A 21,487-nucleotide genomic window follows, 5' to 3' on the forward strand; every position below is an offset into this window, starting at 1 on the left:
CCCGACAACAGGCCCGCCGGATCCGGTGGGCGAAACCGAGAGGTGGGGGGCGCGATGCGCGCGGTACGGATCGGGGTACGGGGGCGGCGCTCGCTGGCCGCGCTGGCGACGGCGGCGGCGCTGCTCGGCGGGGGGCTGCTGGGCTCCGGGGCGGCGCCCGCGCAGGCGGCGGTGTCGGTGCCGTCCTGGCTGGTGGGCGTCGAGACGGTGAGCGGCTCCGTCTACAAGAAGTGCTCCGCGGTCGAACTCACCGGGGACCGGCTGCTGATGCCGGTGGACTGCATCACCGGGCGCGGCGTGAACGACTCGGGTTTCATCTACAACGGCGGCAACCCGGAGGCCGGTTTCCATATCGACTACCACGCCGACCCGCGCTACAACGCGCAGACCCGGCAGGCCGACTACGCCGTGATGACGGTCGGTCAGGACACCACCGTGCACGGACCGGCGCTCGCGAGCACCGCCGATGCCGCCCTCTACTCGCCCGGCGCGAAGGCGACCTTCTCCTCCTGGGCCGGTTCGAGCCCGGCGTCGCCCGATCGGCACACCCACAGCGAGCAGGTGGCGATCCTGTCGTCCGCGACCTGCGCCGCACACCTGGGCCACGCCCAACTCTCCGGCACCTTCTGCACGCTGCCGGCGCCCGGCACCACGCCGCCTCCCGCCGGCGACCGCTGCAGCGGCGACGCGGGTGGCGTCCTGGTCGCCGGCGGCAAGGTGCTCGGCATCTCGGCCACCCCCGCGGGCGGCTGCATCGCCGCGGACGGTCTGCGGCTGTACACCAACGTCTCCGCGTACCGCGCCCAGATGCTCGGGTGGGCCCACGACATCGACTACAACTTCATCGACACCGGTTCGGTGACCTCCCGCCAGGCCCAAGGCCACGGCGGCGTGGTCGCGTTCTGCGGGATCAACCCCGTCTACGGGAAGCTCGTGGGGTGCACCCCGAACAGCGGCGCGCTCGTCTACGAACTGAAGCCGTTCACCTTCTTCACCGAGGCCGGCGACCTCAACGGCGACGGCGCCGGCGAAGTCCTCGCCAGGACCCCCGGCGGCGCTCTCTACAGCTACGGAGAGCCGTCGCTCGGGCAGAACCCGAACCTGGACACGACCAAGGGCACCTGGCTCAGCAACGGCTGGGGCCACTACACCTCGATCTTCTCCGAGCGGGACTTCTCCGGCGACGGCATCCCCGACCTGATCGCCCGGGACACCTCCGGCAACCTGTGGCTCTACAAGGGCAACGGCAAGGGCAACTACGGCGCCCGCTCGCTGCTCGGCCAGGGCTTCAACGCGTACACCCAGCTCACCGGCCGCGGCGACTACTCCGGCGACGGCCTGGCCGACTTCCTCGGCGTGGACAAGGCCGGCACGCTGTGGCTCTTCAAGGGCAACGGCAGAAGCGGTTTCACCCGCGTCAAGTTCGGCACCGGCTTCTCCGGCTACCGCGAACTCGTCGCAAGCGGCGACATCGACCACGACGGCCGCCAGGACCTCTTCGGCCGCACCCCCGGCGGCGGCGTCTTCGTCATCAACGCCACCACCAACGGCACCGGCATGGCCGCCCCGCGCCTGTACGCGAAGAACTACTTCAAGTACATCACCCAGGTGTCCTGACCTCCGCGAGCTGGAAGTGCCAGATGACCGCTACCGGGGAGTCGTCGAGCGCCGCAGCCGACGCTTCCGGGTAGCGGTCCAGGAGGTCCCAGGTCGGGTGGTCCGGGAGCGGGGTGGTCGCGGGGCGTGCGGGGCGGCGGGGGCGTGTCGGCTCCTCGCAGTGGCGGACCTGGAAGCCGGCCGGGAGGGCCGCGGTCAGGTAGGCGCTGAGGGGGCGGTGGTGTTCGGCGGGGAGGGACGGGACGGCGCCGGGGGCCGCGCGGCGGGGGACCGTCGGGCGGAGGTAGGACGCGAGCAGGTGGGCGTCGGAGATCACCAGGTGGCCGCCGGGGCGCAGGACGCGGGCGAACTCGGCCATGACGGGCGCCAGTTCGGGGACGTGGGTCAGGGCGAGGGCGCAGACGACGGTGTCGACCGCGTTGTCGGGAAGCGGCAGCCGGCGCAGGTCGGCCTGCTGGAACCCGATGTCGGGCAGGCGCTCGCGGGCCCGGGCGAGCATCTGCGGTGAGGCGTCCATGCCGATCACCCGGTGGCCGAGCCGGTGCAGGTGGGCGGTGTGGCGGCCGGTGCCACAGGCCGCGTCCAGGGCGGTGCCGACCGGCAGGGCGTCCAGGAGCCGCCGGACGACGGGCTGTTCGACGTCGATCATCTGATTGCCGGGGGCGTCGTAGGACGCTGCCCAGGTCCGGTAGACCTCGGCCGTGCTGATCGTGCCCGGCGCGGCTGTCAGCGGCTCGGCCCCGGCGAGGTCGGGTGCGTCGAGCAGCGCGCGGATCTCGGCGATCCGGGCCTCGACGAACGCTCGGTCGGCGGTTCCCTCCCGGAAGCCGCGCAGCAGCGCGGCGCCTTCGACGCCCAGCAGGAATCCCAGCGGACTCAGATACGTCATCCGGGGACCGTACGGCCGGCCGCTCCAGCGGTTCCACCGGTTTACCGGCCCGCCCGGGGACCGTGGCGAGCGCGGGCCGCCCCCTTACGCCTCCGCCGCGTCCGTCCTGAGCGCGGCCGCGTCGATCACCTCGTCGAGGATGTCGCGGGAGCGCCGCAGGTCGGCGATCATGCGGTCGATGCGTTCGCGTTCCGTGCACAGCTCGTCGACCAGCTTGCGGTCGGCGATCTCGGACGGGCCGCCGTCGGCGTCGCGCATGCAGGGCAGCAGTACGGCTATCTTCTTACTGGCCAGGCCGGCCGCGTAGAGCGCCTGGATGCGGATCACCCGGTCGATCGCCCAGTCGCCGAACTCGCGGTGGCCGCCGGGCGTTCGCTCGGAACGCAGCAGGCCCTGCTGCTCGTAGTAGCGCAGCGACCGCTCGCTGACTCCGGTGCGCCGGGCGAGTTCCCCGATCCGCATGCCGATCCCTCCCCGTTCCCGTTTCCCCGTCGTTCAAGCTCCCCCGTCGTTCCCTGCTTCCCCGACGTTCCTGCTTCCCGATCCCGGGTGGCCGAGGCTACTTGAATCTGACACCGGTGTCAGGATCTACCGTCCCGGCATGACGATCACAGCGGCTCAGACCGCACCCGAGTCCCCCGCCGTCTCCGCACTGCTCACGCCCGCCCGGCTGGGCGCCCTGCGCCTGCCCAACCGCCTGGTGATGGCGCCCATGACCCGTAACCGCGCCGGCGCCGACGGCGTCCCCGGGCCGCTGATGGCCGGCTACTACGCCCAGCGCGCGTCCGCCGGTCTGATCATCGCCGAGGCCGCCACCCCGAACGCCGTCGGCCAGACGTACCCGAACATCCCGGCGATCCACCGCCCCGAGCACGTGGCCGGCTGGCGGACGGTCACCGATGCCGTACGGGCGGCCGGCGGCCGGATGTTCCTGCAGTTGCAGCACGGCGGACGCATCGGGCACCCGGAGAACAACCTCGCCGGGCTGACCCCTGTCGCGCCTTCGCCGATCCCGCTGCCCGAGGGCATCCACACGCCCGGCGGCCACCAGGAATCGGTGGTCCCCGAGGAGATGACCGCCGATCAGATCGCCGCCACCGTCGCCGACTTCGCGTCCGCCGCGCGCAACGCGGTGGACGCCGGCTTCGAGGGCGTCGAGGTGCACGCGGCCAACGGCTACCTGCTGCACCAGTTCCTGGCCGGGAACACCAACCACCGCACGGACGCGTACGGCGGCCCGGTCGCGCACCGGATCCGGTTCGTGGTGGAGGTGGTCCGCGCCGTGGCCGCCGCGATCGGACCGGAACGGGTGGGGGTGCGCGTGGCGCCCGGGATCACCGTCAACGGCATCGAGGAGGGCGACACCGAGGCCATCTACCCGGCGCTGCTCGGCGCGCTCGACGGTCTCGGGCTCGCGTACCTGCACGTCGTGTTCGCCGACCCCGGCAGCGCGCTCTTCAGGGAGATCCGGACGGCCTGGCGCGGCCCGCTGATCGCCAACCCGGTGCTGGGGTGGGGCGGTCCGCTGCCCGACGACGCCGGGCGGGCGGCCGGCGAGCGGCTGCTGGCGGCGGGCGCGGACCTGATCGCGCTGGGGCGCTCGTTCCTGGCCAATCCTGACCTGGTGCACCGGATCGAGGTCGGCGGCCCGATCAACCAGGTCAGGGAGGCGGGGTTGATGTACACGGGCGGGGCGGAGGGGTACACGGACTATCCGACGCTGGCCGCCGCACCGAGAGCGTGAGCCCGGCCGGGGCCCGGCGTCCTACGTGTTCACGTCCTCACGTCCTCACGTCCTCAGGGAAGCGCCAGTACGTCGACCTGCGGCTCGATCACGCTGTGGGTGAGGTCGTGCCCCGGAACGTCAGGCGTCGTGGTGTAGAAAGCGGCGATCACCTTGCCGGTCCGCACGACCGTGAAGACGACCGGGGTGGTGTGCGGGCCGGACTTGTGGTCGTCCACGGTCTGGGTGAGCCGGAAGGACACCGCCTCGTCCCCGAGGTCGGGGGTCCGCACCTGGGTGAGGTGGCCGTAGGCGACGGTGAGGATGCGGGAGCTGACCGTGAACTGCCGGCAGGAGTGCAGGGCGGCGGTGAGGCCGGCGATCACCTGGTGCGCGCCGCCGCCCGCGAAGGACGCCAGGGACATCGTCAGGCCGAGCTCCCCGTCGTACGTGAACACGGAGACGGCCTTCTGCTCGGCGAACGCGTGCGGGTCGGGGTCGCTGTCGAAGCCGGTGAGGTTCTGCAGCGGCTGGCAGGCGGCGGGCTTGACCTCGGTGCTCGCGGCGGAGCCGAGGTGCATGCCGAGGTCGATGCCGCTGCCGAACGCGCCCTCCTTGACCGGCGTGAAGGTGAAGTTCCCGACGTCGGTCGACCCGACCAGGAGCGACGTGAGCTGCCGCCCGTCGAGCACGGAGTCCGCGGCGCGCGTCGCGCTCGGCGTTGTCGCGGCCGGCGTTGCCGCCGCCGGTGCCTTCGTGGCCGGTGCCGTCGCGGCCGTGGTCTTCGCGCCCGTGGTCTTCGCCGACGCGGACAGCTTCGGCTTCCCGTCCGCCGTGCCGCCTCCGCCGCAGGCCGTGAGCCCGCCGGCCGCGGCGACCGCGCAGAGCGCCAGCACCGCGGGCGCCACTCTCCTGATCACTGTTCCCCCCGAGCCATGGCGGTCGCCAGGTGCGGCCATGGAACCCCGAGACTCTCACAACTCCGCGGGCCGGGACGCCGGTTCACCCCGTCCACCGGGCGTCCCCGTGAGACGACAGGCGCCCCACCGCGAGGCGCGCGCCGCACCGTCAGACGAGACGGGCCTCGATGCCGTCGAGCAGGAAGTCGAGGCCGACCCGGAAGGTGTGGTCGGCGTCGTGGTGCGCGGCGTCGCGGACCACCGTGGCCAGCGCGGGGAACCGTCCACTGGCGAACGTCCGGTCCAGGTAGGGCCCGAGGGCGACCTGCCAGCGCTTCTCGTCCATCCCGGTGGCCCGTTCGGCGCGGCGCTCGGCGATCTCCCGGCGCACCGCGCCGATCACGTAGGCGTTCACCGCGCTGACCACCGGCATGACGGAGTCCACGTCGATGCCGCCGGCGCCGCTGAGCGCGGCCACCACGACCTCGCCCTTGGCCAGCGCGTTCGGCCCGAGCTGCGGGCGGCCGCCGAGCAGGTCGGCGAGCCATTCGTGCTCGTGGGCGGCCTGCCGGGTGGTCTCCGCGAGCGACCGCAGCATCTCCCGCCAGCTGTCCCCGGCCGGCCGGATCTCGGCGTGGACCGCGTCGACCATCAGGTCGAGCAGCTCCTCCTTGCCGGCGAGGTAGCCGTACAGCCGCATCGGCCCGACGTTCAGCGCGGTGGCTACCTTGCGCAGGGACACCGCCTCCAGGCCGTCGGCGTCGGCCAGCCGGATCGCCGCGCGGACGATGCGCTCCCGGTTCAACGGGGCCGGCACCGGCCGGTCCGGCGGCTCCGGCCGCTCCCACACCAACATGGCGCCCACAGTACATCGCATGGAGCGATACAGTGTATCGACCTGTACGCCGTATCGAGGAGGCATCCGCATGACCGGAACCACGCCCACCACCAGGATCGCCATCGTCGGGGCGGGCCTCGGCGGGCTGGCCCTCGCCCGCGTGCTGCACGTGAACGGCATCGGCTCCGTCGTCTACGAGCGCGAACGGTCGCGCGGCGCGCGCGGGCAGGGCGGCATGCTCGACATACATTCCGGGCAGCGGGCGCTGCGCGACGCGGGCCTGATCGAGCGCTTCCACGCGATCGCCCGCCCCGAGGGCCAGGACATGCGGCTGCTCGAACCGGACGGCACCCTCCTGCACCAGGAGGACACCCCCGACGGCGCCCCGTCCGCCCGCCCCGAGGTCGACCGCGCCGACCTGCGCGCCCTGCTGCTCGACTCGCTCCCCGAGGGAACGGTCCGCTGGGGCCACGCGTTCGAACGCGCGGAGGGCGGCCGGCTGTACTTCACCGGCGGCGGCAGCACGCCGTACGACCTGCTGGTCGGCGCCGACGGCGCGGAATCGCGGGTCCGCGCGCTGCTCACCGACGCGCGCCCGGCGTTCATCGGCCAGCACGTCATCGAGCTCGGCATCCCCGACGCCGACCGGACCCGTCCCGACCTCGCGGCGATGGTGGGGCGCGGCAACTACTGGGTGCTCGGCAACCGGCAGGCACTGTCGGCGCAGCGCAACGGGGACGGCCGCGTGCGCGTCTACCTCAGCTTCCACACCGCCGACGAGGACTGGCTCGCCACCAGCGGCATCCCGTTCGACGACCCGGCCGCCGCCCGCCTGCGGCTGATCGACCTGTTCGCCGGCTGGCACCCGCGCTTCACCGCACTGATCGCGGCCTGCGACGACACGATCGTCCCCCGCTCGCTGACCACCCTCCCGCCCGGCCTGACCTGGCCCTCGACCCCGGACGTGACCCTGCTCGGCGACGCCGCCCACCTGATGCCCCCGGTCGGCCAGGGCGCCAACATGGCCCTGCTCGACGCCGCCCACCTCGCCCTGTCACTGGCGGCCCACCCCGACGCCGTCCCGACAGCCCTCAAAACCTACGAACGCGAGATGTTCGACCGCACAAGCACGGCCGCCCGAATGTCCGCAGACATGCAGTCCCTCTTGTCCTCCCCCGACGCAGCCCAAAAAATGCTCGCCTTCTTCCAACCCACCTGACGCCCCGCCGCCCTCCCAGGCCGACGCCCCCACGAGAACGTCCGCCCAATGCCGGAACTCAGGCGCCTTCGCGCAGGTACAGGTCGCGCAGCAGGCCGATCTCGCCGCCGTGGTGGGTGACCTCTTTCAGGGCGTGCAGCGTGAGCTTCAGATAGGTCTCGTCGGCCCAGCCGCCGGGGCCCATGCCGATCGGCGCCAGGAGACGCCTGTCTCCGAGGGCCGCGATACGGGAGATGAAGTGCTCCCAGTCGTCGGCCAGCGCCTGGACGCCGTCTTTCGCCGTGCCCGGCCACTCGTGGCGGTCGCCGAGTCCGGGAACGTCGTCGAAGAAGTGGATCACATAGCCGCGCAGGCAGAGGTTGCCGATGTGCCAGACGCGCCAGGCGATCGTCGTGAAGGGGTCCGGTTCCCCCGGCCCGGATTCCGGGAACAGCGTGCCGACGCGGAAGACCCCGTCGTCACCGGGACGGATGCTGACGCAGTCGCCGACCGGCTCCCAGAGGTACTCGGCGTCGGTCAGCCCCTCCATCCGCTCGAACAGCCGGAACCGCACGTTCTCGAAGACCGCGAGAACGTCACGCGTGACAGGGTCGGGCGCGATCACGTCAGCCATGTCAGCTCCAGGGCAGGGCGGTTGGCGACAAGCAGCCGGTCAGGTCTGGGCCATGTCCACGAAGCGGGAGTAGTGGCCCTGGAAGGCCACCGTGATCGTGGCGGTGGGGCCGTTGCGGTGCTTGGCGACGATCAGGTCGGCCTCGCCCGCGCGGGGGGACTCCTTCTCGTAGGCGTCCTCGCGGTGCAGCAGGATCACCATGTCGGCGTCTTGTTCGATCGAGCCGGATTCGCGCAGGTCGGAGACCATGGGCTTCTTGTCCGTGCGTTGTTCGGGGCCGCGGTTCAGCTGGGAGAGGGCGATCACCGGAACCTCCAGCTCCTTGGCCAGGAGCTTGAGGTTTCGGGACATGTCGGAGACCTCTTGCTGGCGGCTCTCGGGGCGGCGGGAGCCGCCGGACTGCATCAGCTGGAGGTAGTCGATCACCACCAGGCGCAGGTCGTTGCGCTGTTTGAGGCGGCGGCACTTGGCGCGGATCTCCATCATCGACAGGTTCGGCGAGTCGTCGATGTAGAGCGGGGCCTCGGTGACGTCGGACATCCGGCGGGCGACCTTCGTCCAGTCGTCGTCGGTCATCGTGCCGGAGCGCATGTGGTGCAGGGCGACCCGGGCCTCGGCGGACAGCAGGCGCATCGCGATCTCGTTGCGGCCCATCTCCAGGGAGAAGATGACGCTGGGCATCTTGTGCGCGATGGAGCAGGTGCGGGCGAAGTCCAGGGCGAGGGTGCTGTTGTGGGTGGGCACCATCGAGCGGGTGGCCAGGTAGAGGTGTTCGGGGTTGGCCACCTGGACGCAGCGGACGGGGACGCTGTCGATCTCGGTGACGTCGGTGATGAAGCGGCGGGTCGGCCGCGGGTTGCCGGGGCGGCGGCGCCGCGCGTGCAGGCGCTGCTCGGGTGCGGCGCCGAAGACCTCGTCGTCGGTGGCGAAGGTGACGGTGCGGGGGGACGGTTCGGCGGCGCGCGCCCCGGCCGGTCCAGGTGCGGCGGTGCGGCAGCGGTAGCCGAGGCCGGTCAGCAACTCGCGGAAGTCGGCGGCCAGTCGGGAGGTGGCGGCGGTGAACCGTACGGTGCCGGCGGCGGTGACCGTTCCGGCGGTGTCGAGCAGCCCGGCCAGCAGGTCGCGGCGCTGGGCGACGGAGGCCCGCAGGTAGGCCGGGGGGATGCGGTCGGGCGAGCCGGGTGCGGGGGACGCCGCGGCGGCGCCGAGCTCGTACGGGGGGACCGGCAGGTCGTCGCGGTCGGGCAGGGCGAGCGGCGCGGTGTTGCGGACGGTGTGGTTCAGCCGCCGGTCGGCGCGGGTCTCGCAGCGTAGCGTCCCGGCGATCTCCTTGGTCGTCCTGACGGCGGGGCCGGACGAAGGACCGGATGAGGGGCTGGTCGACGGGCCGGTCGACGATCCGGTGGCGCGGCGCGAGGCTGCGGTCTCGGTGAGCCACTGGTGGTCGGCGTCGGCGACGACCGCCGTGCCGTCGTCGAACGTGACCCGGTAGCAGGGGCGGCCGGTCATGACCTCGGTGGCGGCGACCACCCGGGTCGGCCGGCCGTCGGCGCCGATCAGCTCGTCGCCGACCCGGACCTCGCCCATGGTCGTCCACCCGGCCGGCGTCGGCAGCGGTGTGTCGAGCGCGAGCGCCTTGCCCATCGCGGGGCGGGCGGCGATGACGATCATCTGACCGGGGTGCAGGCCGTTGGTGAGCGAGTCGAGGTCGGTGAAGCCGGTCGGCACGCCGGACATCTGGCCGCTGCGCGAGCCGATCGCCTCGATCTCGTCGAGCGCGCCCTCCATGATGTCGCCGAGCGGCAGGTAGTCCTCGGACGTGCGCTGCTCGGTGACGGCGTAGATCTCGGCCTGGGCGTTGTTGACGATCTCGTCGACGTCGCCGTCGGCCGCGTATCCCATCTGGGTGATGCGGGTGCCGGCCTCGACCAGCCGGCGCAGGACGGCGCGCTCGTGGACGATCTCGGCGTAGTACTCGGCGTTGGCGGCGGTCGGCACCGCGTTGACGAGGGTGTGCAGATACGGGGCACCGCCGACCCGGGCGATCTCGCCGCGCTTGGTGAGCTCGGCCGCGGTGGTGATCGGGTCGGCGGGCTCGCCGCGGGCGTAGAGGTCGAGGATCGCGGTGTAGATGGTCTCGTGCGCGGGGCGGTAGAAGTCGGCACCCTTGAGCACCTCCACCACGTCGGCGATGGCGTCCTTGGAGAGCAGCATGCCGCCGAGCACGGACTGTTCGGCGTCCAGGTCCTGCGGCGGGACCCGCTCGAAGCCGCCGCCGCCCTCGGACCAGCGGCTGTTTCCGGAGCCGCCGTCGTCGCCGGGGTTCTTCTTGCGGAACTGGCTGACGGGCGCGCGCTCGGGGGCGTGGTCCCGGTCCTCAGGGGGCATATCCGGCCACGGGTCGTCGGAGGGTTCGGGCTGGCTCATCGCCGCCACCTCCTCCTGTCCGACCGGTCCGGCCGGACCCCGCGTGCGTGCCACTCTTTCACGGCTCTGCCCCGAGAACGGAGCCACCCGGCCGTGCTCGTGGCGCGTCGGGAAGGCTCCACCGTAGGGGTAGCAGGCGCCCTGACCAACCCGGTTATCCACAGGGGGTGTGGACAGCGGCGACATACCTGTGGAGAAGTGCCCCGAACCTGTGTACAGCCCTTGGGACAGTGCTGTGGACAAGCTGACAATCAGCTCGCCGTAGCCATCCTGACCTGCGGTTTCTCCATCCATAGGCTGTGCAGGAGAAAAACTTTCCGCCGCGGCTCAAGATCGCCACAAACACGGCGGAGTAGATCACTCTATGCAGTCGGCAGTAATAACCGAATCAGCTATTGGACTCTTACTTGTGGACGATTAGGCTGTGCCTGTGAATCCGTTGGTCGAGCCACCCGAGCAGCAGGACCCGGCCGGCCGCACCCGCGGCCAGGGCCCGGCCCGGCGCACCCGCCGCACCGCCCCGGGGCCGCGCCGGCGGCACGACCGGGAGATCATCGCACTCGCGCTGCCCGCCTTCGGCGCCCTGGTCGCCGAACCACTTTTCGTCATGGTCGACAGCGCGGTCGTCGGCCATCTGGGCACCGCGCAACTGGCCGGACTCGGCGTCGCGGCCACCCTGCTGACCACTGCCGTCAACATCTTCGTCTTCCTCGCGTACGCCACCACCGCCGCCGTGGCCCGCCGGGTCGGCGCGGGCGATCCGCTCGGGGCGCTGCGGCAGGGCGTGGACGGCATCTGGCTCGCGCTGCTGCTCGGCGCGCTGGTGATCGCCGCCGTACTCCCGGGAGCGCCCGCCCTGGTGGACCTGTTCGGCGCGTCGCACACCGCCGCCCCGTACGCCACCAGCTATCTGCGGATCAGCTCGCTCGGCATCCCGGCGATGCTGGTGGTGCTGGCCGCGACCGGCGTACTGCGCGGCCTCCAGGACACCCGCACCCCGCTGTACGTGGCCGTGGCCGGATTCACCGCCAACGCTGGCCTGAACGCGGGGCTGGTCTACGGCGCCGGCCTCGGCATCGCCGGCTCCGCCTGGGGGACGGTGATCGCGCAGAACGGCATGGCGGCGGTCTACCTGGCGGTGGTGGTGCGCGGGGTACGGCGCAAGGCGGCGGAGGCCGCGGAGGCGCGGCGGGACACGGAACCGGAGTGGGGCTCGGGACGGGACCTGGGGCCGGACGTGCGGCCGGACGCGGGATCGGAACGGGACCCGGGGGCCGATGCGCCGGGCCGGGCCGAGTGGTGGGCGCTGCTGCGCCCGGACGCCGCCGGGATCCGCGCCTGCGCCAGGGCCGGCGCGCCCCTGCTGGTCCGTACCCTCAGCCTGCGCGCCGTCCTGATCATCGCCACCGCCGTCGCCGCCCGGCTCGGCGACACCGAGATCGCCGCCCACCAGATCACCCTGACCGTCTGGTCGCTGCTGGCCTTCGCGCTGGACGCGATCGCCATCGCGGGACAGGCGATCATCGGCCGGTATCTGGGCGCCGACGATCCGGCGGGCGCCCAGGGCGCCTGCCGGCGGATGGTCGAGTGGGGAGTGGCCTGCGGGGTCGTCCTCGGGCTGCTGGTGGTGCTGTCCCGGCCGCTGATCGGCCCGCTGTTCAGCTCCGACCCGGCGGTCCGGCACGCGCTGGCGTCCGCGCTGCTGGTGGTGGCGATCGCCCAGCCGGTGGCCGGGGTGGTCTTCATCCTGGACGGGGTGCTGATGGGCGCGGGCGACGGGCCGTATCTGGCCTGGTCGATGCTGGCGACGCTGGCGGTCTTCGCGCCCGTCGCGTTCGCCGTCCCGGCGCTGGGCGGCGGCCTCACCGCGCTGTGGTGGGCGATGGGCCTGATGATGCTCACCCGTCTCGCGGCGCTGTGGCCGCGCACCCGCTCCGGCCGCTGGATCGTCACCGGCGCCGCACGCTGAGCACGGCAAAGGGCCGGACATCCCCCAGGACGTCCGGCCCTCCGCGCGCACCCACCACGTACCGATGTTCCACGTGGAACATGCGCTTGCGCCGCCTTAAGCGGCCACGACCTCCAGGTCGAGCACAGCCTCGACCTCAGGGTGCAGTCGCACCGAGATCTTGTGCGCGCCCAGCGTCTTGATCGGCGAACCGACCTCGACCCGGCGCTTGTCGACCGCCGGCCCACCCGCGGCCTTGATCGCCGCGGCGATGTCGGCCGGCGTGATGGAGCCGAACAGCCGGCCGGTGTCCCCGGCGCGGGTGCTGAGCTTGACCCGGACGCCCTGGAGCTGCGCCTTGACCGCGGTCGCGTCTTCCAGCGAGTGGATCTCGCGGATACGGCGGGCGCGGCGGATCTGCTCGACGTCCTTCTCGCCACCCTTGGTCCACGCGATGGCGAAGCCCCGCGGGATCAGGTAGTTACGGGCGTAGCCCGGCTTGACGTCCACGATGTCGCCGGCGGCACCCAGGCCGCTGACCTCGTTGGTCAGGATGATCTTCGACATTCTCGGTCACCCTTCCCTTATCGAGCGGTCGACGTGTACGGCAGCAGCGCCATCTCACGGCTGTTCTTCACAGCCGTGGCGACGTCACGCTGGTGCTGCGTGCAGTTGCCGGTGACGCGGCGGGCACGGATCTTGCCACGGTCGGAAATGAACTTCCGCAGCATGTTCGTGTCCTTGTAGTCCACGTACACGGTCTTGTCCTTGCAGAACGCGCAGACCTTCTTCTTCGGCTTGCGCGGAGGCGGCTTCGCCATGGTGATTCTCCTATGCGATCAAGAAGTGTGAGGTGTCCGCCCTAGAAGGGCGGCTCATCCGAGTAGCCGCCACCGGACTGGCCGCCGGAGCCGCCAGAGCCGCCGCCCCAGTTGCCGCCGCCGCCACCGCTCGCGCCGGACTGGCCGCCGCCAGCCGGAGCGCTGGTCGCCCACGGGTCGTCGGCGGGAGCCCCGCCGCCGCCCTGCTGGCCGCCACCGGAGCCGCCGCCCCAGCTGCCGCCACCCTGGGCACCGCCCTGGCCGCCACCGCCGCCGTAGCCACCCTGCTGTCCGCTACGGCCGCCACCACTTGTCTTGGTGATCTTGGCCGTGGCGCTCCGCAGGCTGGCGCCGACCTCGTCGACGTCCAGTTCGTAGACCGTGCGCTTGACGCCCTCGCGGTCCTCGTAAGAGCGCTGCTTGAGACGGCCCTGCACGATCACGCGCATGCCGCGCTGGAGCGACTCTGCGACGTTCTCCGCCGCCTGCCGCCAGACCGAGCAGGTCAGGAACAGGCTGTCGCCGTCCTTCCACTCGTTGGTCTGCCGGTCGAAGGTGCGGGGAGTGGACGCGACGCGGAACTTCGCGACCGCCGCACCGGACGGGGTGAAGCGCAGCTCGGGGTCGTCGACAAGATTGCCCACGACCGTGATGACGGTGTCGCCTGCCATGGCATGACCTCTCGGCGGGTGCGTGTGCTGACTGCTTCTGGTTGCTGCTGCGACAGCCGATGGTGACCGGCTGCTGCTACTCGGTTACCGAAATGCCCCGAACCCTGGTGGGATCAGTGCAGTTCCGGGCGCAGGACCTTGGTCCTGAGCACCGACTCGTTCAGGTTGAGCTGACGGTCCAGCTCCTTGACGACCTCGGGTGATGCCTTGAGGTCGACGACCGAGTAGATGCCCTCGGGCTTCTTGTTGATCTCATAGGCGAGCCGGCGACGGCCCCAGGTGTCGACCTTCTCCACGTTGCCGCCGCCATTGCGGACGACGGCGAGGAAGGAGTCGATCAGCGGGGAGACAGCGCGCTCCTCGAGATCGGGGTCGAGAATGAGCATGAGCTCGTAGTGACGCATAGTGGAACCCACCTCCTTTGGTCTCAGCGGCCACGGCGTTTCCGTGGCAGGAGGGTTTGGCTTGCGTCGCAACGGTAACGCGGGCCACTGACAATCAGGCCGCGCGCAGAAGACACCGGTGCAGACCGTACAGACTACCCGCACCGTTCCCCCGGGTTGAAATCCGCCCCCTTATGCCCTCAATCTGTACACATCGGGTGTGAAGGGCGCCACAGTGCGCCGCTACTCCGTCACGGAGGTGCCTCATGGCACAGCAAGTGGACCGGACCCATCGCCTCACTCACTTCACGTTCAACACCGACGGCCGCCCCCATCCGCTGGAGAACACGCTGGTCGCGGTCACCGTGCTGCTCGGCGGCATCGCGATCGTGGCGTCGGCGTTCAACAGCCAGCACCTGCTCAGCTCCTGGTCGGGCCTGGCCGGGATCTTCACCGGCGGCTACGGCCAGTTCATCTCGGCCACCACGGCGGAGCGCTTCGCGCTGATCATCGGACTCGGGATGGCCGCGGTCGGCTTCTATATCGGCATGGCCCACGGCGGCCTCTTCGGCAACACCTGAGGAGGTGCCCGAGGCGGTACCGGACCTCCGGCGTGCGGTAGTCAGGGGCGCTCCCCCCGCACAGTAGGCTTCGGGCCAGCAAAGCCGCCACAGACCGTCGTGAGCATGGGGAGCGCCCCGCATGAGCCTGAGCCTGAGGACCATCAGCCGAGAGCAGCATCTGGCGTACATCCAGAGTCTGCCCGAGGCGAGCCACTGCCAGGTCCCGGCATGGGCCGATGTGAAGTCCGAGTGGCGTTCGGAGAGCCTTGGCTGGTTCGACGACGGCAGCGGGCAGCTCGTCGGCGTCGGCCTGGTGCTGTACCGGCAGATCCCCAAGCTGAAGCGGTACCTGGCGTATCTGCCCGAGGGCCCGGTGATCAACTGGTACGCGCCCAACCTGGAGGAGTGGCTGCAGCCGATGCTGCGGCACCTCAAGCAGCAGGGCGCCTTCACCGTGAAGATGGGGCCGCCGGTGGTGATCCGCCGCTGGGACGCGAACAGCGTCAAGGCCGGTATCGCCGACCCGGCCGTCAAGCGGCTGCGCGAGGTGGAGGCCGGCTTCATCGAGCCGCGCGCCTTCGAGGTGATCGACCGGCTGCGCCGGCTCGGCTGGCAGCAGGGCGAGGACGGCGGCGCGGGCTTCGGCGACGTGCAGCCGCGCTACGTCTACCAGGTGCCGCTGGAGAACCGCTCGCTGGACGACATCCTCAAGGGCTTCAACCAGCTGTGGCGGCGCAACATCAAGAAGGCCGAGAAGGCCGGCGTGCAGGTGATCCAGGGCACCTACGACGACCTGCCGACCTGGCAGCAGCTCTACGAGGTCACCGCCGAGCGGGACCACTTCAGGCCGCGCCCGCTGTCGTACTTCCAGCGGATGTGGACCAAGCTCAACGCCGAGGACCCCAACCGGATGCGGCTCTACCTGGCCGTGCACGAGGGCGAGCCGGTGGCCGCGGCCACCATGCTCACCGTCGGCCGGCACGTCTGGTACTCCTACGGCGCCTCCGCCAACCACAAGCGCGAGGTGCGGCCGTCCAACGCGATGCAGTGGCGGATGCTGCGGGACGCGTACGCGATGGGCGCCAGCGTCTACGACCTGCGCGGCATCAGCGACTCGCTGGACGAGAACGACCATTTGTTCGGCCTGATCCAGTTCAAGGTGGGCACCGGCGGCCAGGCTGCCGAATACTTGGGCGAGTGGGACTTCCCGCTCAACAAGCTGCTCCACAAGGCTCTCGACATCTACATGTCACGACGCTGACGGCGGCCGGCCGGCAGCGGTAGACAGCAGCAGAAGAAAGGTCCTGATCAGGCCATGGCCCTCACCTTGTACGTCGACACCGCACGCTGGCGTGCCCATCAGCTGTCCGTGGCCGACCAGTTCCCCGGCCTGGTGCCGGTCTGCAAGGGAAACGGCTACGGCTTCGGCCACGAGCGGCTGGCCGACGAGGCCACCCGGCTGCGCTCGGACATGCTGGCGGTCGGCACGACGTACGAGGCCGCCAGGATCAAGGACTTCTTCAGCGGCGACCTGCTGGTGCTCACCCCGTACCGGCTGGGCGAGGAGCCGGTGCCGCTGCCCGACCGGGCGATCCGCTCGGTGTCCTCGGTGGAGGGCGTGCGCGGCCTGGTCGGCGCGCGGGTGGTCATCGAGGTGATGAGCAGCATGCGGCGGCACGGCGTCGCCGAGGACGACCTGGTCAAGCTGCACACGGCGATCGACGACGTACGGCTGGAGGGCTTCGCCATCCACCTGCCGCTGGACCGCACCGACGGCAGCGACGCGGTGGAGGAGGTCTTCGGCTGGATGGAGCGGCTGCGGGCGGCCAGGCTGCCGCTGCACACCATGTTCGTCAGCCATCTGAAGGCGACCGAACTGGCGCAGCTGCGCCAGCAGTTCCCGCAGACCAGGTTCCGGGCCAGGATCGGCACGCTGATGTGGCTGGGCGACCACGACGCCACCGAGTACCGCGGCGCGGTACTGGACGTCACCCGGATCGCCAAGGGCGAGCGGTACGGCTACCGGCAGGAGAAGGCCGGCGCGGACGGGCACCTGGTGGTGGTGGCCGGCGGCACCTCGCACGGGGTGGGCCTGGAGGCGCCGAAGGCGCTGCACGGGCTGATGCCGCGGGCCAAGGGCGTGGCGCGGGCCAGCCTGGCCACCGTCAACCGCAACCTGTCGCCGTTCGTCTGGGCGGGCAAGCAGCGGTGGTTCGCGGAGCCGCCGCACATGCAGGTCTCGATCCTGTTCCTGCCGAGCGACGTGGCCCCGCCGGCAGTCGGCGACGAGCTGGTGGCGCATCTGCGGCACACCACCACCCAGTTCGACCGGATCGTGGACCGGCACCCGGCCTGAGCCGCCCCGCCAGAGCCGCCCCGCCAGAGCCGCCCGGCTGAGCCGCCCTTACTCGGGCGGCAGCGGGTCCTTGCCGTCCAGAGCGGCACGCTCCAGGGGATCGAGGCCCCACTCCACCGGCGGCCCGGAGAACGGCGCCGCGTGCCGCGCGTCGTGCGGCTGCTCGCCCAGGACGAAGACGTCCTCGGCCCCGTCGAGCACCCCGCCGGCCGGATCGTCGTCGCCGTCCCAGCGCAGCACGTCGTGCTCCGGCAGCATCATGTCCCGCAGCACCATGCCGCACAGGTAGAGCGTGCCGAGCAGGTGGACGCCGATGGCCAGGTGGTAGCCGTCCATGGACAGCCCGTGGTGCTTGGTGCCGCCGTTGACGTAGGCGAGCTGCATCCAGATCCCGACGAAGTACAGCACCTCCGCGCCCTGCCAGATCAGCAGGTCGCGCCAGCGCGGCCGGGCCAGCACCGCGAGCGGCAGCAGCCACAGCACGTACTGCGGCGAGTAGACCTTGTTGCTGATGATCAGCGCGGCCACCAGCAGGAACGCGACCTGGGCGAACCGCGGGCGGCGCGGGGCGTAGAACACCACCGCCGCGATGCCCGCGGTCAGCAGGATCATCAGCGCGGCCACGTACACGCTCACGTTGCTCAGCGGGTTGCCGGTGCGCTGCATGATGATCAGCCAGACGGACCCGTAGTCGACGCCTCTGGTGCGGCTGAAGCTGTAGAACTCCGACCAGCCGTCCCTGGCGAGCAGGATCACCGGCAGGTTGACCACCAGCCAGGACAGCACCGCGCCGCCGAGCGCCGCGCCGAACGCCCGCATCCGCCCGGCCCGCAGGCACAGCAGGAACAGCGCGAGCAGCAGCAGGACGGGATAGAGCTTGGCCGCGGTCGCCAGGCCGATCAGCACACCGGCGGCCAGCGGGCGGCTGCGCGCCCACAGCATCATCCCGGCGGCGGCCAGCGCCACCGCGAACAGGTCCCAGTTGATGGTCGCGGTCAGCGCCAGTACGGGGGAGAGCGCGATCAGCAGGCCGTCCCACGGCCGGCGGCGCAGGTTGGTGCGGGAGACGAACACCACCAGCGCGGCGGCGCAGACCAGCAGCATGCCGGAGTTGACGATCCAGTAGATCTGCTGCCGGTGCTGCATGCTGCCGCCGTGCGGGGTCAGCCAGGAGGCGACCTCCATGAACAGCCCGGTGAGCACCGGGTATTCAAGGAAGTGGAAGCCGCTGCCGGAGACCGAGTCCGGGATCCGGTCGAAGTACGGCACCAGGTCGTCGGCGAAGCCCCGGGTGCCGTACAGGTGCGGGATGTCGGAGTAGCAGGCGTGGATGTACTGCGCGTCCCCCGGCTTGAACCACCCGGAGTTGTAGCAGGACACCTTCTGCACCATGCCGAGCGCGAACATCCCGATGGCCACGAGCACCATCACGCGCAGCGGGTTCCACCAGCGGCTGCCGCCGATCGCGGCCCACCGCCCGGCCGGCCCGCCGATGAGTTCGCTGCCTGCCGCGGCCAGCGGGTCCTCGTCGGTGGGCCGCACGGGTACCGGCGGCTGTTCGTCCTCTTCGCGCTTTCCGCGGTAGCGCACGCTCGTCATGGCGCCATCCTGCCGTATGTCGGCGATCCGTCAGTTGCCCTGCCCGGTGTTATTGCCGTTGTTGTTGCGCCCGGGCGGCCCACCGGAGTTGCCCGGTTCCGTGGTGGCGCCACCGGACGGCGGTGGCGTGGTCGTCGACCCGCAGGTGGGATCCCACGGCATGCACACCGGCGGCGTCGTACTGGTCGGCGGCGTGGTGGGCGGAGTGGTCGGCGGCGTCGTCATCGGCGTCGTCGGCGCAGTGGTGGGCGGCGTCGTCGGCGGCGTCGTCATCGGCGTCGTCGGCGGCGTGGTGACCGGCGTGTTCGACGGAGTCGGCAGCGGCGCGCCCGGCTCGTTCGGCGCCTTGCCGTCGCCGATCTTGGTCGGCACCGGGAACCCGGGGTCGGTCTGGCTGCCGAGGGCGGCCTTCATGTACTGCGTCCAGATGGTGGCCGGCAGGTCACCACCGTGGATGGACGAGTTGCCGCCAGTGCCCCACATCGACAGCAGCGTGTGCGTCTTGGTGTCCTCGCGGTACATCACCACGGACGTGGAGAGCTGCTGGGTGTAGCCGACGAACCACGCGGACCTGGTGCCGTTCACGCTGTCGGTGGTACCGGTCTTGCCGGCCGCCGTACGGCCCAGGGCCAGCGCCTTGGTGCCGGTGCCCTTCTTGACCACGTTCTGCAGCACCTTGGTGACGGTGTTGGCGATGTTGGCCGGCAGCGCCTGCTTCGGCTTGGGCTGGGTGAATCCCGACACCGTGTCGCCGTCGCGCAGCACCTTGGTCACCGAGTACGGCTCCACCTGGACACCGGACTTGGCGAAGGTGCCGTACGCGTCCGCCATCCGGATCGCGCTCGGTGTCGAGGTGCCGATGGAGAACGAGGCGACCCGGTCGGCCAGGCTGCCCTTGAGCAGTCCGGCGCTCTCCGCGGTGGACGCCACCTTGTCCAGGCCGACGTCCTCGCCGAGCTGCACGAACGGGCTGTTGACGGAGTTCTGCATGGCTGTGTTCAGCGTGATGTAGCCGGGCTTGGCGTTCGTCTCGTTCTGCTGCTTGAAGAGCGAGCCGTCCTTGTTCTTGACCGGATCGCCGTTGTGGTCCTTGATCTTCAGATCGTCGTCACCGTTGTACTTGGTGTCCGGGGTGATCGGTTTGCCGTTGCTGTAGTTGGTGCCGTACTGCATGCCGGCCGCCAGGACGAACGGCTTGAAGGTCGAGCCCACGGGCACGCCCTGGGTGTCGGCGTTGTTGTTGAACTGGCCGTGCTCGTAGCCCTCACCGCCGTAGATCGCCACGATCTTGCCGTCGCCCGGCACCACGGACGCGGCGCCGTACTGCACGTCGGTGTCGGCGTCCTGGCCGAACTGGTTCTTGTGCGTGCCGCCCGGCTTGATGTTCTTCTTCTTGACGTCGTCCACGGACGTCTTCAGGGCGGCCACGTCGGCCTTGTTGAAGGTCGTGTAGATCTGGTAGCCGCCCTTGGCGAGCTGCGCCCTGGTGATGTCGGAGTGCTGCTCGACGTAGTGGTTGGCGGTGTCCACCAGATAGCTGATCTGGCCGGTCATCCCGGCCTGCGCCTTGAGCCCCTGCGGCATCGGGAACTTGGGGTACAGGGCGCGGGTCGCGGCCGTCATGTGGCCGTCCTGGACCTCCTGGTCCATGATCCAGCCCCAGCGCTCCTCCGCCCTGGCCTTGTTGCTGGCCGCGGTCGCCGCCTTGTCGATGTCGGTGGCGCCCAGCGGGTCGTAGTACGTCGGGCCCTTGAGCAGCGCGGTGAGGAACGCGCACTGGCTGGGGTTGAGCTTGGTGGCGTCCACGCCGTAGTACGTCTGGGCGGCGGCCTGCAGGCCGTAGGCGTTGCGGCCGAAGTAGGAGGTGTTCAGGTAGCCGGTGATGATGTCCTGCTTGTCGACCTTCGCGCCGACCTTGATCGAGATGAACAGCTCCTTGAACTTCCGGCTGATCGTCTGCGACTGGTCGAGCATCGAGTTCTTCACGTACTGCTGGGTGATGGTCGAGCCGCCCTGGGTCTCGCCGCCCTTGGCCATGTTGAACAGCGCCCGGCTGATGCCCTTGGGGTCGATGCCGGAGTCGGTCTCGAAGGTCTTGTTCTCCGCGGAGATCACCGCGTAGCGCATGGCCTTGGGGATCTGGTCGTACGTGATGTTCTGCCGGTTGACCTGGCCGCCGCCGGTGGCGACCATCCGCTGGCCGTTGTCCCAGTAGTAGACGTTGTTCTGGGCGACCGCGGCCTTGTTCTCGTCCGGGATGTCCACCATGGCGTAGGCGATGCCGGCGATGCCGACCAGGGTGCCGACGAAGCCGATGAAGATCGCGGTGACCTGGCGCCAGGACGGCATCCAGTGCCGCCATCCCTCCTTGCCGTAGCGGGGGTAGTCGATGAAGCGCTTCTTGCCGGGGCGGCGGCCGGAGCCGCGATCGCCGCGGCCGGCCGGGCCGCTGCCCGCGGGACCGCCCGGGCCACCGGGGCCGCCGGGCCCGCCGCCGTCGGAGCCGCCCCTGCGGCGGCCGCCGCCACGGCCCTGCGCGGCGCGGCGGGCGGCGGCGCGGCCCTGGTACGGGCCCTGCTCGCCGGCGCCGGAGCGGCCGCCGGAGAGGATGTCGCGGGAGGGGGTGCCACCAGGCGGAGTGCCACCGGGCGGGGTGCCGCCGGCCGGCCGGCCGGTGTGCGAACCGCTCGGCGAGCCGGTGGGGACACCGCGTGCGGGGGTGCCCCCCCGCGGATCTCCGGCCGGGGGTCCGCCGGCGGCGCGCCGGCCACCGGAGGCCGGCGGCGGCGTCGGCTGCTGCCCCCCACCACGCCGGGCGGCAGCACGTCCGCCGGACGGGGACTGCGGCGGCTTGCGACGGTGCTCGCTCATGAACAGATACTCCTCGACAGGCGGGATCGCCTGCAGGCATCGATGACAGT

19 protein-coding genes are annotated in these 21,487 nt (G+C 71.2%); 7 read left to right on the top strand and 12 right to left on the bottom strand.

The features are described from left to right. The first annotated feature begins 54 nt into the window (after window positions 1-54). Window positions 55-1,617: an FG-GAP-like repeat-containing protein gene (locus tag ACQPW6_RS19040; protein WP_433890843.1), complete on the top strand. Its 1,563-nt coding sequence runs from the start codon at window positions 55-57 to the stop codon at window positions 1,615-1,617. On the opposite strand, the gene ACQPW6_RS19045 is transcribed toward ACQPW6_RS19040, so the two are convergent. Beyond that, on the bottom strand, window positions 1,601-2,506 hold the full coding sequence (locus tag ACQPW6_RS19045) for a class I SAM-dependent methyltransferase (RefSeq protein ID WP_433890844.1): 906 nt from the start codon (window positions 2,504-2,506) through the stop codon (window positions 1,601-1,603). The genes ACQPW6_RS19040 and ACQPW6_RS19045 overlap by 17 nt on opposite strands. 84 nt (window positions 2,507-2,590) lie before the next feature. Beyond that, window positions 2,591-2,968, bottom strand: coding sequence for a MerR family transcriptional regulator (locus ACQPW6_RS19050; protein WP_433890845.1), 378 nt, complete (start codon window positions 2,966-2,968; stop codon window positions 2,591-2,593). Window positions 2,969-3,107: 139 nt separating this feature from the next. Here ACQPW6_RS19050 and ACQPW6_RS19055 point away from each other — a divergent pair, with 139 nt between their 5' ends. After that, the gene (locus tag ACQPW6_RS19055; protein ID WP_433890846.1) at window positions 3,108-4,250 is read left to right on the top strand and encodes an alkene reductase; all 1,143 of its coding nucleotides are present in this window, start codon (window positions 3,108-3,110) and stop codon (window positions 4,248-4,250) included. Between the two features lie 53 nt (window positions 4,251-4,303). On the opposite strand, the gene ACQPW6_RS19060 is transcribed toward ACQPW6_RS19055, so the two are convergent. Together ACQPW6_RS19060 and ACQPW6_RS19065 are read right to left on the bottom strand one after the other, a co-directional pair. After that, window positions 4,304-5,149: a hypothetical protein gene (locus tag ACQPW6_RS19060; protein ID WP_433890847.1), complete on the bottom strand. Its 846-nt coding sequence runs from the start codon at window positions 5,147-5,149 to the stop codon at window positions 4,304-4,306. A 148-nt stretch (window positions 5,150-5,297) separates the two neighbouring features. Beyond that, complete coding sequence (locus ACQPW6_RS19065) at window positions 5,298-5,984, bottom strand: TetR/AcrR family transcriptional regulator (RefSeq protein ID WP_433890848.1); 687 nt, start codon at window positions 5,982-5,984, stop codon at window positions 5,298-5,300. Window positions 5,985-6,054: 70 nt separating this feature from the next. Between ACQPW6_RS19065 and ACQPW6_RS19070 the strand changes: the two genes are divergently transcribed. Continuing rightward, a complete protein-coding gene (locus ACQPW6_RS19070; RefSeq protein ID WP_433890849.1) occupies window positions 6,055-7,185 on the top strand; it encodes an FAD-dependent oxidoreductase in 1,131 nt (376 codons plus the stop codon). 58 nt (window positions 7,186-7,243) lie between these two features. Here ACQPW6_RS19070 and ACQPW6_RS19075 read toward each other — a convergent pair whose 3' ends face one another. Further along, complete coding sequence (locus tag ACQPW6_RS19075; protein ID WP_433890850.1) at window positions 7,244-7,798, bottom strand: DinB family protein; 555 nt, start codon at window positions 7,796-7,798, stop codon at window positions 7,244-7,246. A gap of 39 nt (window positions 7,799-7,837) precedes the next feature. Continuing rightward, on the bottom strand, window positions 7,838-10,519 hold the full coding sequence (gene dnaB, locus ACQPW6_RS19080) for a replicative DNA helicase (RefSeq protein WP_433890851.1): 2,682 nt from the start codon (window positions 10,517-10,519) through the stop codon (window positions 7,838-7,840). Window positions 10,520-10,664: 145 nt separating this feature from the next. Between dnaB and ACQPW6_RS19085 the strand changes: the two genes are divergently transcribed. Beyond that, the gene (locus tag ACQPW6_RS19085) at window positions 10,665-12,194 is read left to right on the top strand and encodes an MATE family efflux transporter (protein ID WP_433894587.1); all 1,530 of its coding nucleotides are present in this window, start codon (window positions 10,665-10,667) and stop codon (window positions 12,192-12,194) included. A 96-nt stretch (window positions 12,195-12,290) separates the two neighbouring features. Here the strand turns inward: ACQPW6_RS19085 and rplI are convergent, their stop codons facing one another. The 4 genes from rplI to rpsF form a co-directional block, all read right to left on the bottom strand. Then, the gene (gene rplI, locus ACQPW6_RS19090; protein ID WP_433890852.1) at window positions 12,291-12,740 is read right to left on the bottom strand and encodes a 50S ribosomal protein L9; all 450 of its coding nucleotides are present in this window, start codon (window positions 12,738-12,740) and stop codon (window positions 12,291-12,293) included. Window positions 12,741-12,757: 17 nt separating this feature from the next. After that, window positions 12,758-12,994, bottom strand: a complete 237-nt coding sequence (gene rpsR, locus ACQPW6_RS19095) for a 30S ribosomal protein S18 (protein WP_031512678.1) — start codon at window positions 12,992-12,994, stop codon at window positions 12,758-12,760. A gap of 41 nt (window positions 12,995-13,035) precedes the next feature. Then, complete coding sequence (locus ACQPW6_RS19100; protein ID WP_433890853.1) at window positions 13,036-13,665, bottom strand: single-stranded DNA-binding protein; 630 nt, start codon at window positions 13,663-13,665, stop codon at window positions 13,036-13,038. A 113-nt stretch (window positions 13,666-13,778) separates the two neighbouring features. Beyond that, window positions 13,779-14,069, bottom strand: coding sequence for a 30S ribosomal protein S6 (gene rpsF / locus ACQPW6_RS19105; protein WP_433890854.1), 291 nt, complete (start codon window positions 14,067-14,069; stop codon window positions 13,779-13,781). Window positions 14,070-14,314: 245 nt separating this feature from the next. On the opposite strand from rpsF, the gene ACQPW6_RS19110 reads away from it, so the two are divergent. The 3 genes from ACQPW6_RS19110 to ACQPW6_RS19120 all read left to right on the top strand — a co-directional run bounded on the left by ACQPW6_RS19110 (window position 14,315) and on the right by ACQPW6_RS19120 (window position 16,967). Then, complete coding sequence (locus ACQPW6_RS19110; RefSeq protein ID WP_433890855.1) at window positions 14,315-14,629, top strand: hypothetical protein; 315 nt, start codon at window positions 14,315-14,317, stop codon at window positions 14,627-14,629. Window positions 14,630-14,750: 121 nt separating this feature from the next. Beyond that, window positions 14,751-15,872, top strand: coding sequence for a lipid II:glycine glycyltransferase FemX (locus ACQPW6_RS19115; protein WP_433890856.1), 1,122 nt, complete (start codon window positions 14,751-14,753; stop codon window positions 15,870-15,872). A 54-nt stretch (window positions 15,873-15,926) separates the two neighbouring features. Continuing rightward, window positions 15,927-16,967 carry an alanine racemase gene (locus ACQPW6_RS19120; protein WP_433890857.1) on the top strand — a complete coding sequence of 347 codons (1,041 nt, stop codon included), beginning with the start codon at window positions 15,927-15,929 and terminating at the stop codon, window positions 16,965-16,967. Window positions 16,968-17,015: 48 nt separating this feature from the next. On the opposite strand, the gene ACQPW6_RS19125 is transcribed toward ACQPW6_RS19120, so the two are convergent. Next, window positions 17,016-18,566 carry a glycosyltransferase family 87 protein gene (locus ACQPW6_RS19125; RefSeq protein WP_433890858.1) on the bottom strand — a complete coding sequence of 517 codons (1,551 nt, stop codon included), beginning with the start codon at window positions 18,564-18,566 and terminating at the stop codon, window positions 17,016-17,018. Between the two features lie 30 nt (window positions 18,567-18,596). Then, window positions 18,597-21,437 (bottom strand): transglycosylase domain-containing protein, encoded by a 2,841-nt coding sequence (locus ACQPW6_RS19130; RefSeq protein ID WP_433890859.1) that lies wholly within the window; start codon window positions 21,435-21,437, stop codon window positions 18,597-18,599. Window positions 21,438-21,487 lie beyond the last annotated feature (50 nt).

It is taken from the genome of Streptomyces sp. CA-111067 (genome assembly GCF_050956065.1).
Lineage (GTDB): Bacteria > Actinomycetota > Actinomycetes > Streptomycetales > Streptomycetaceae > Actinacidiphila.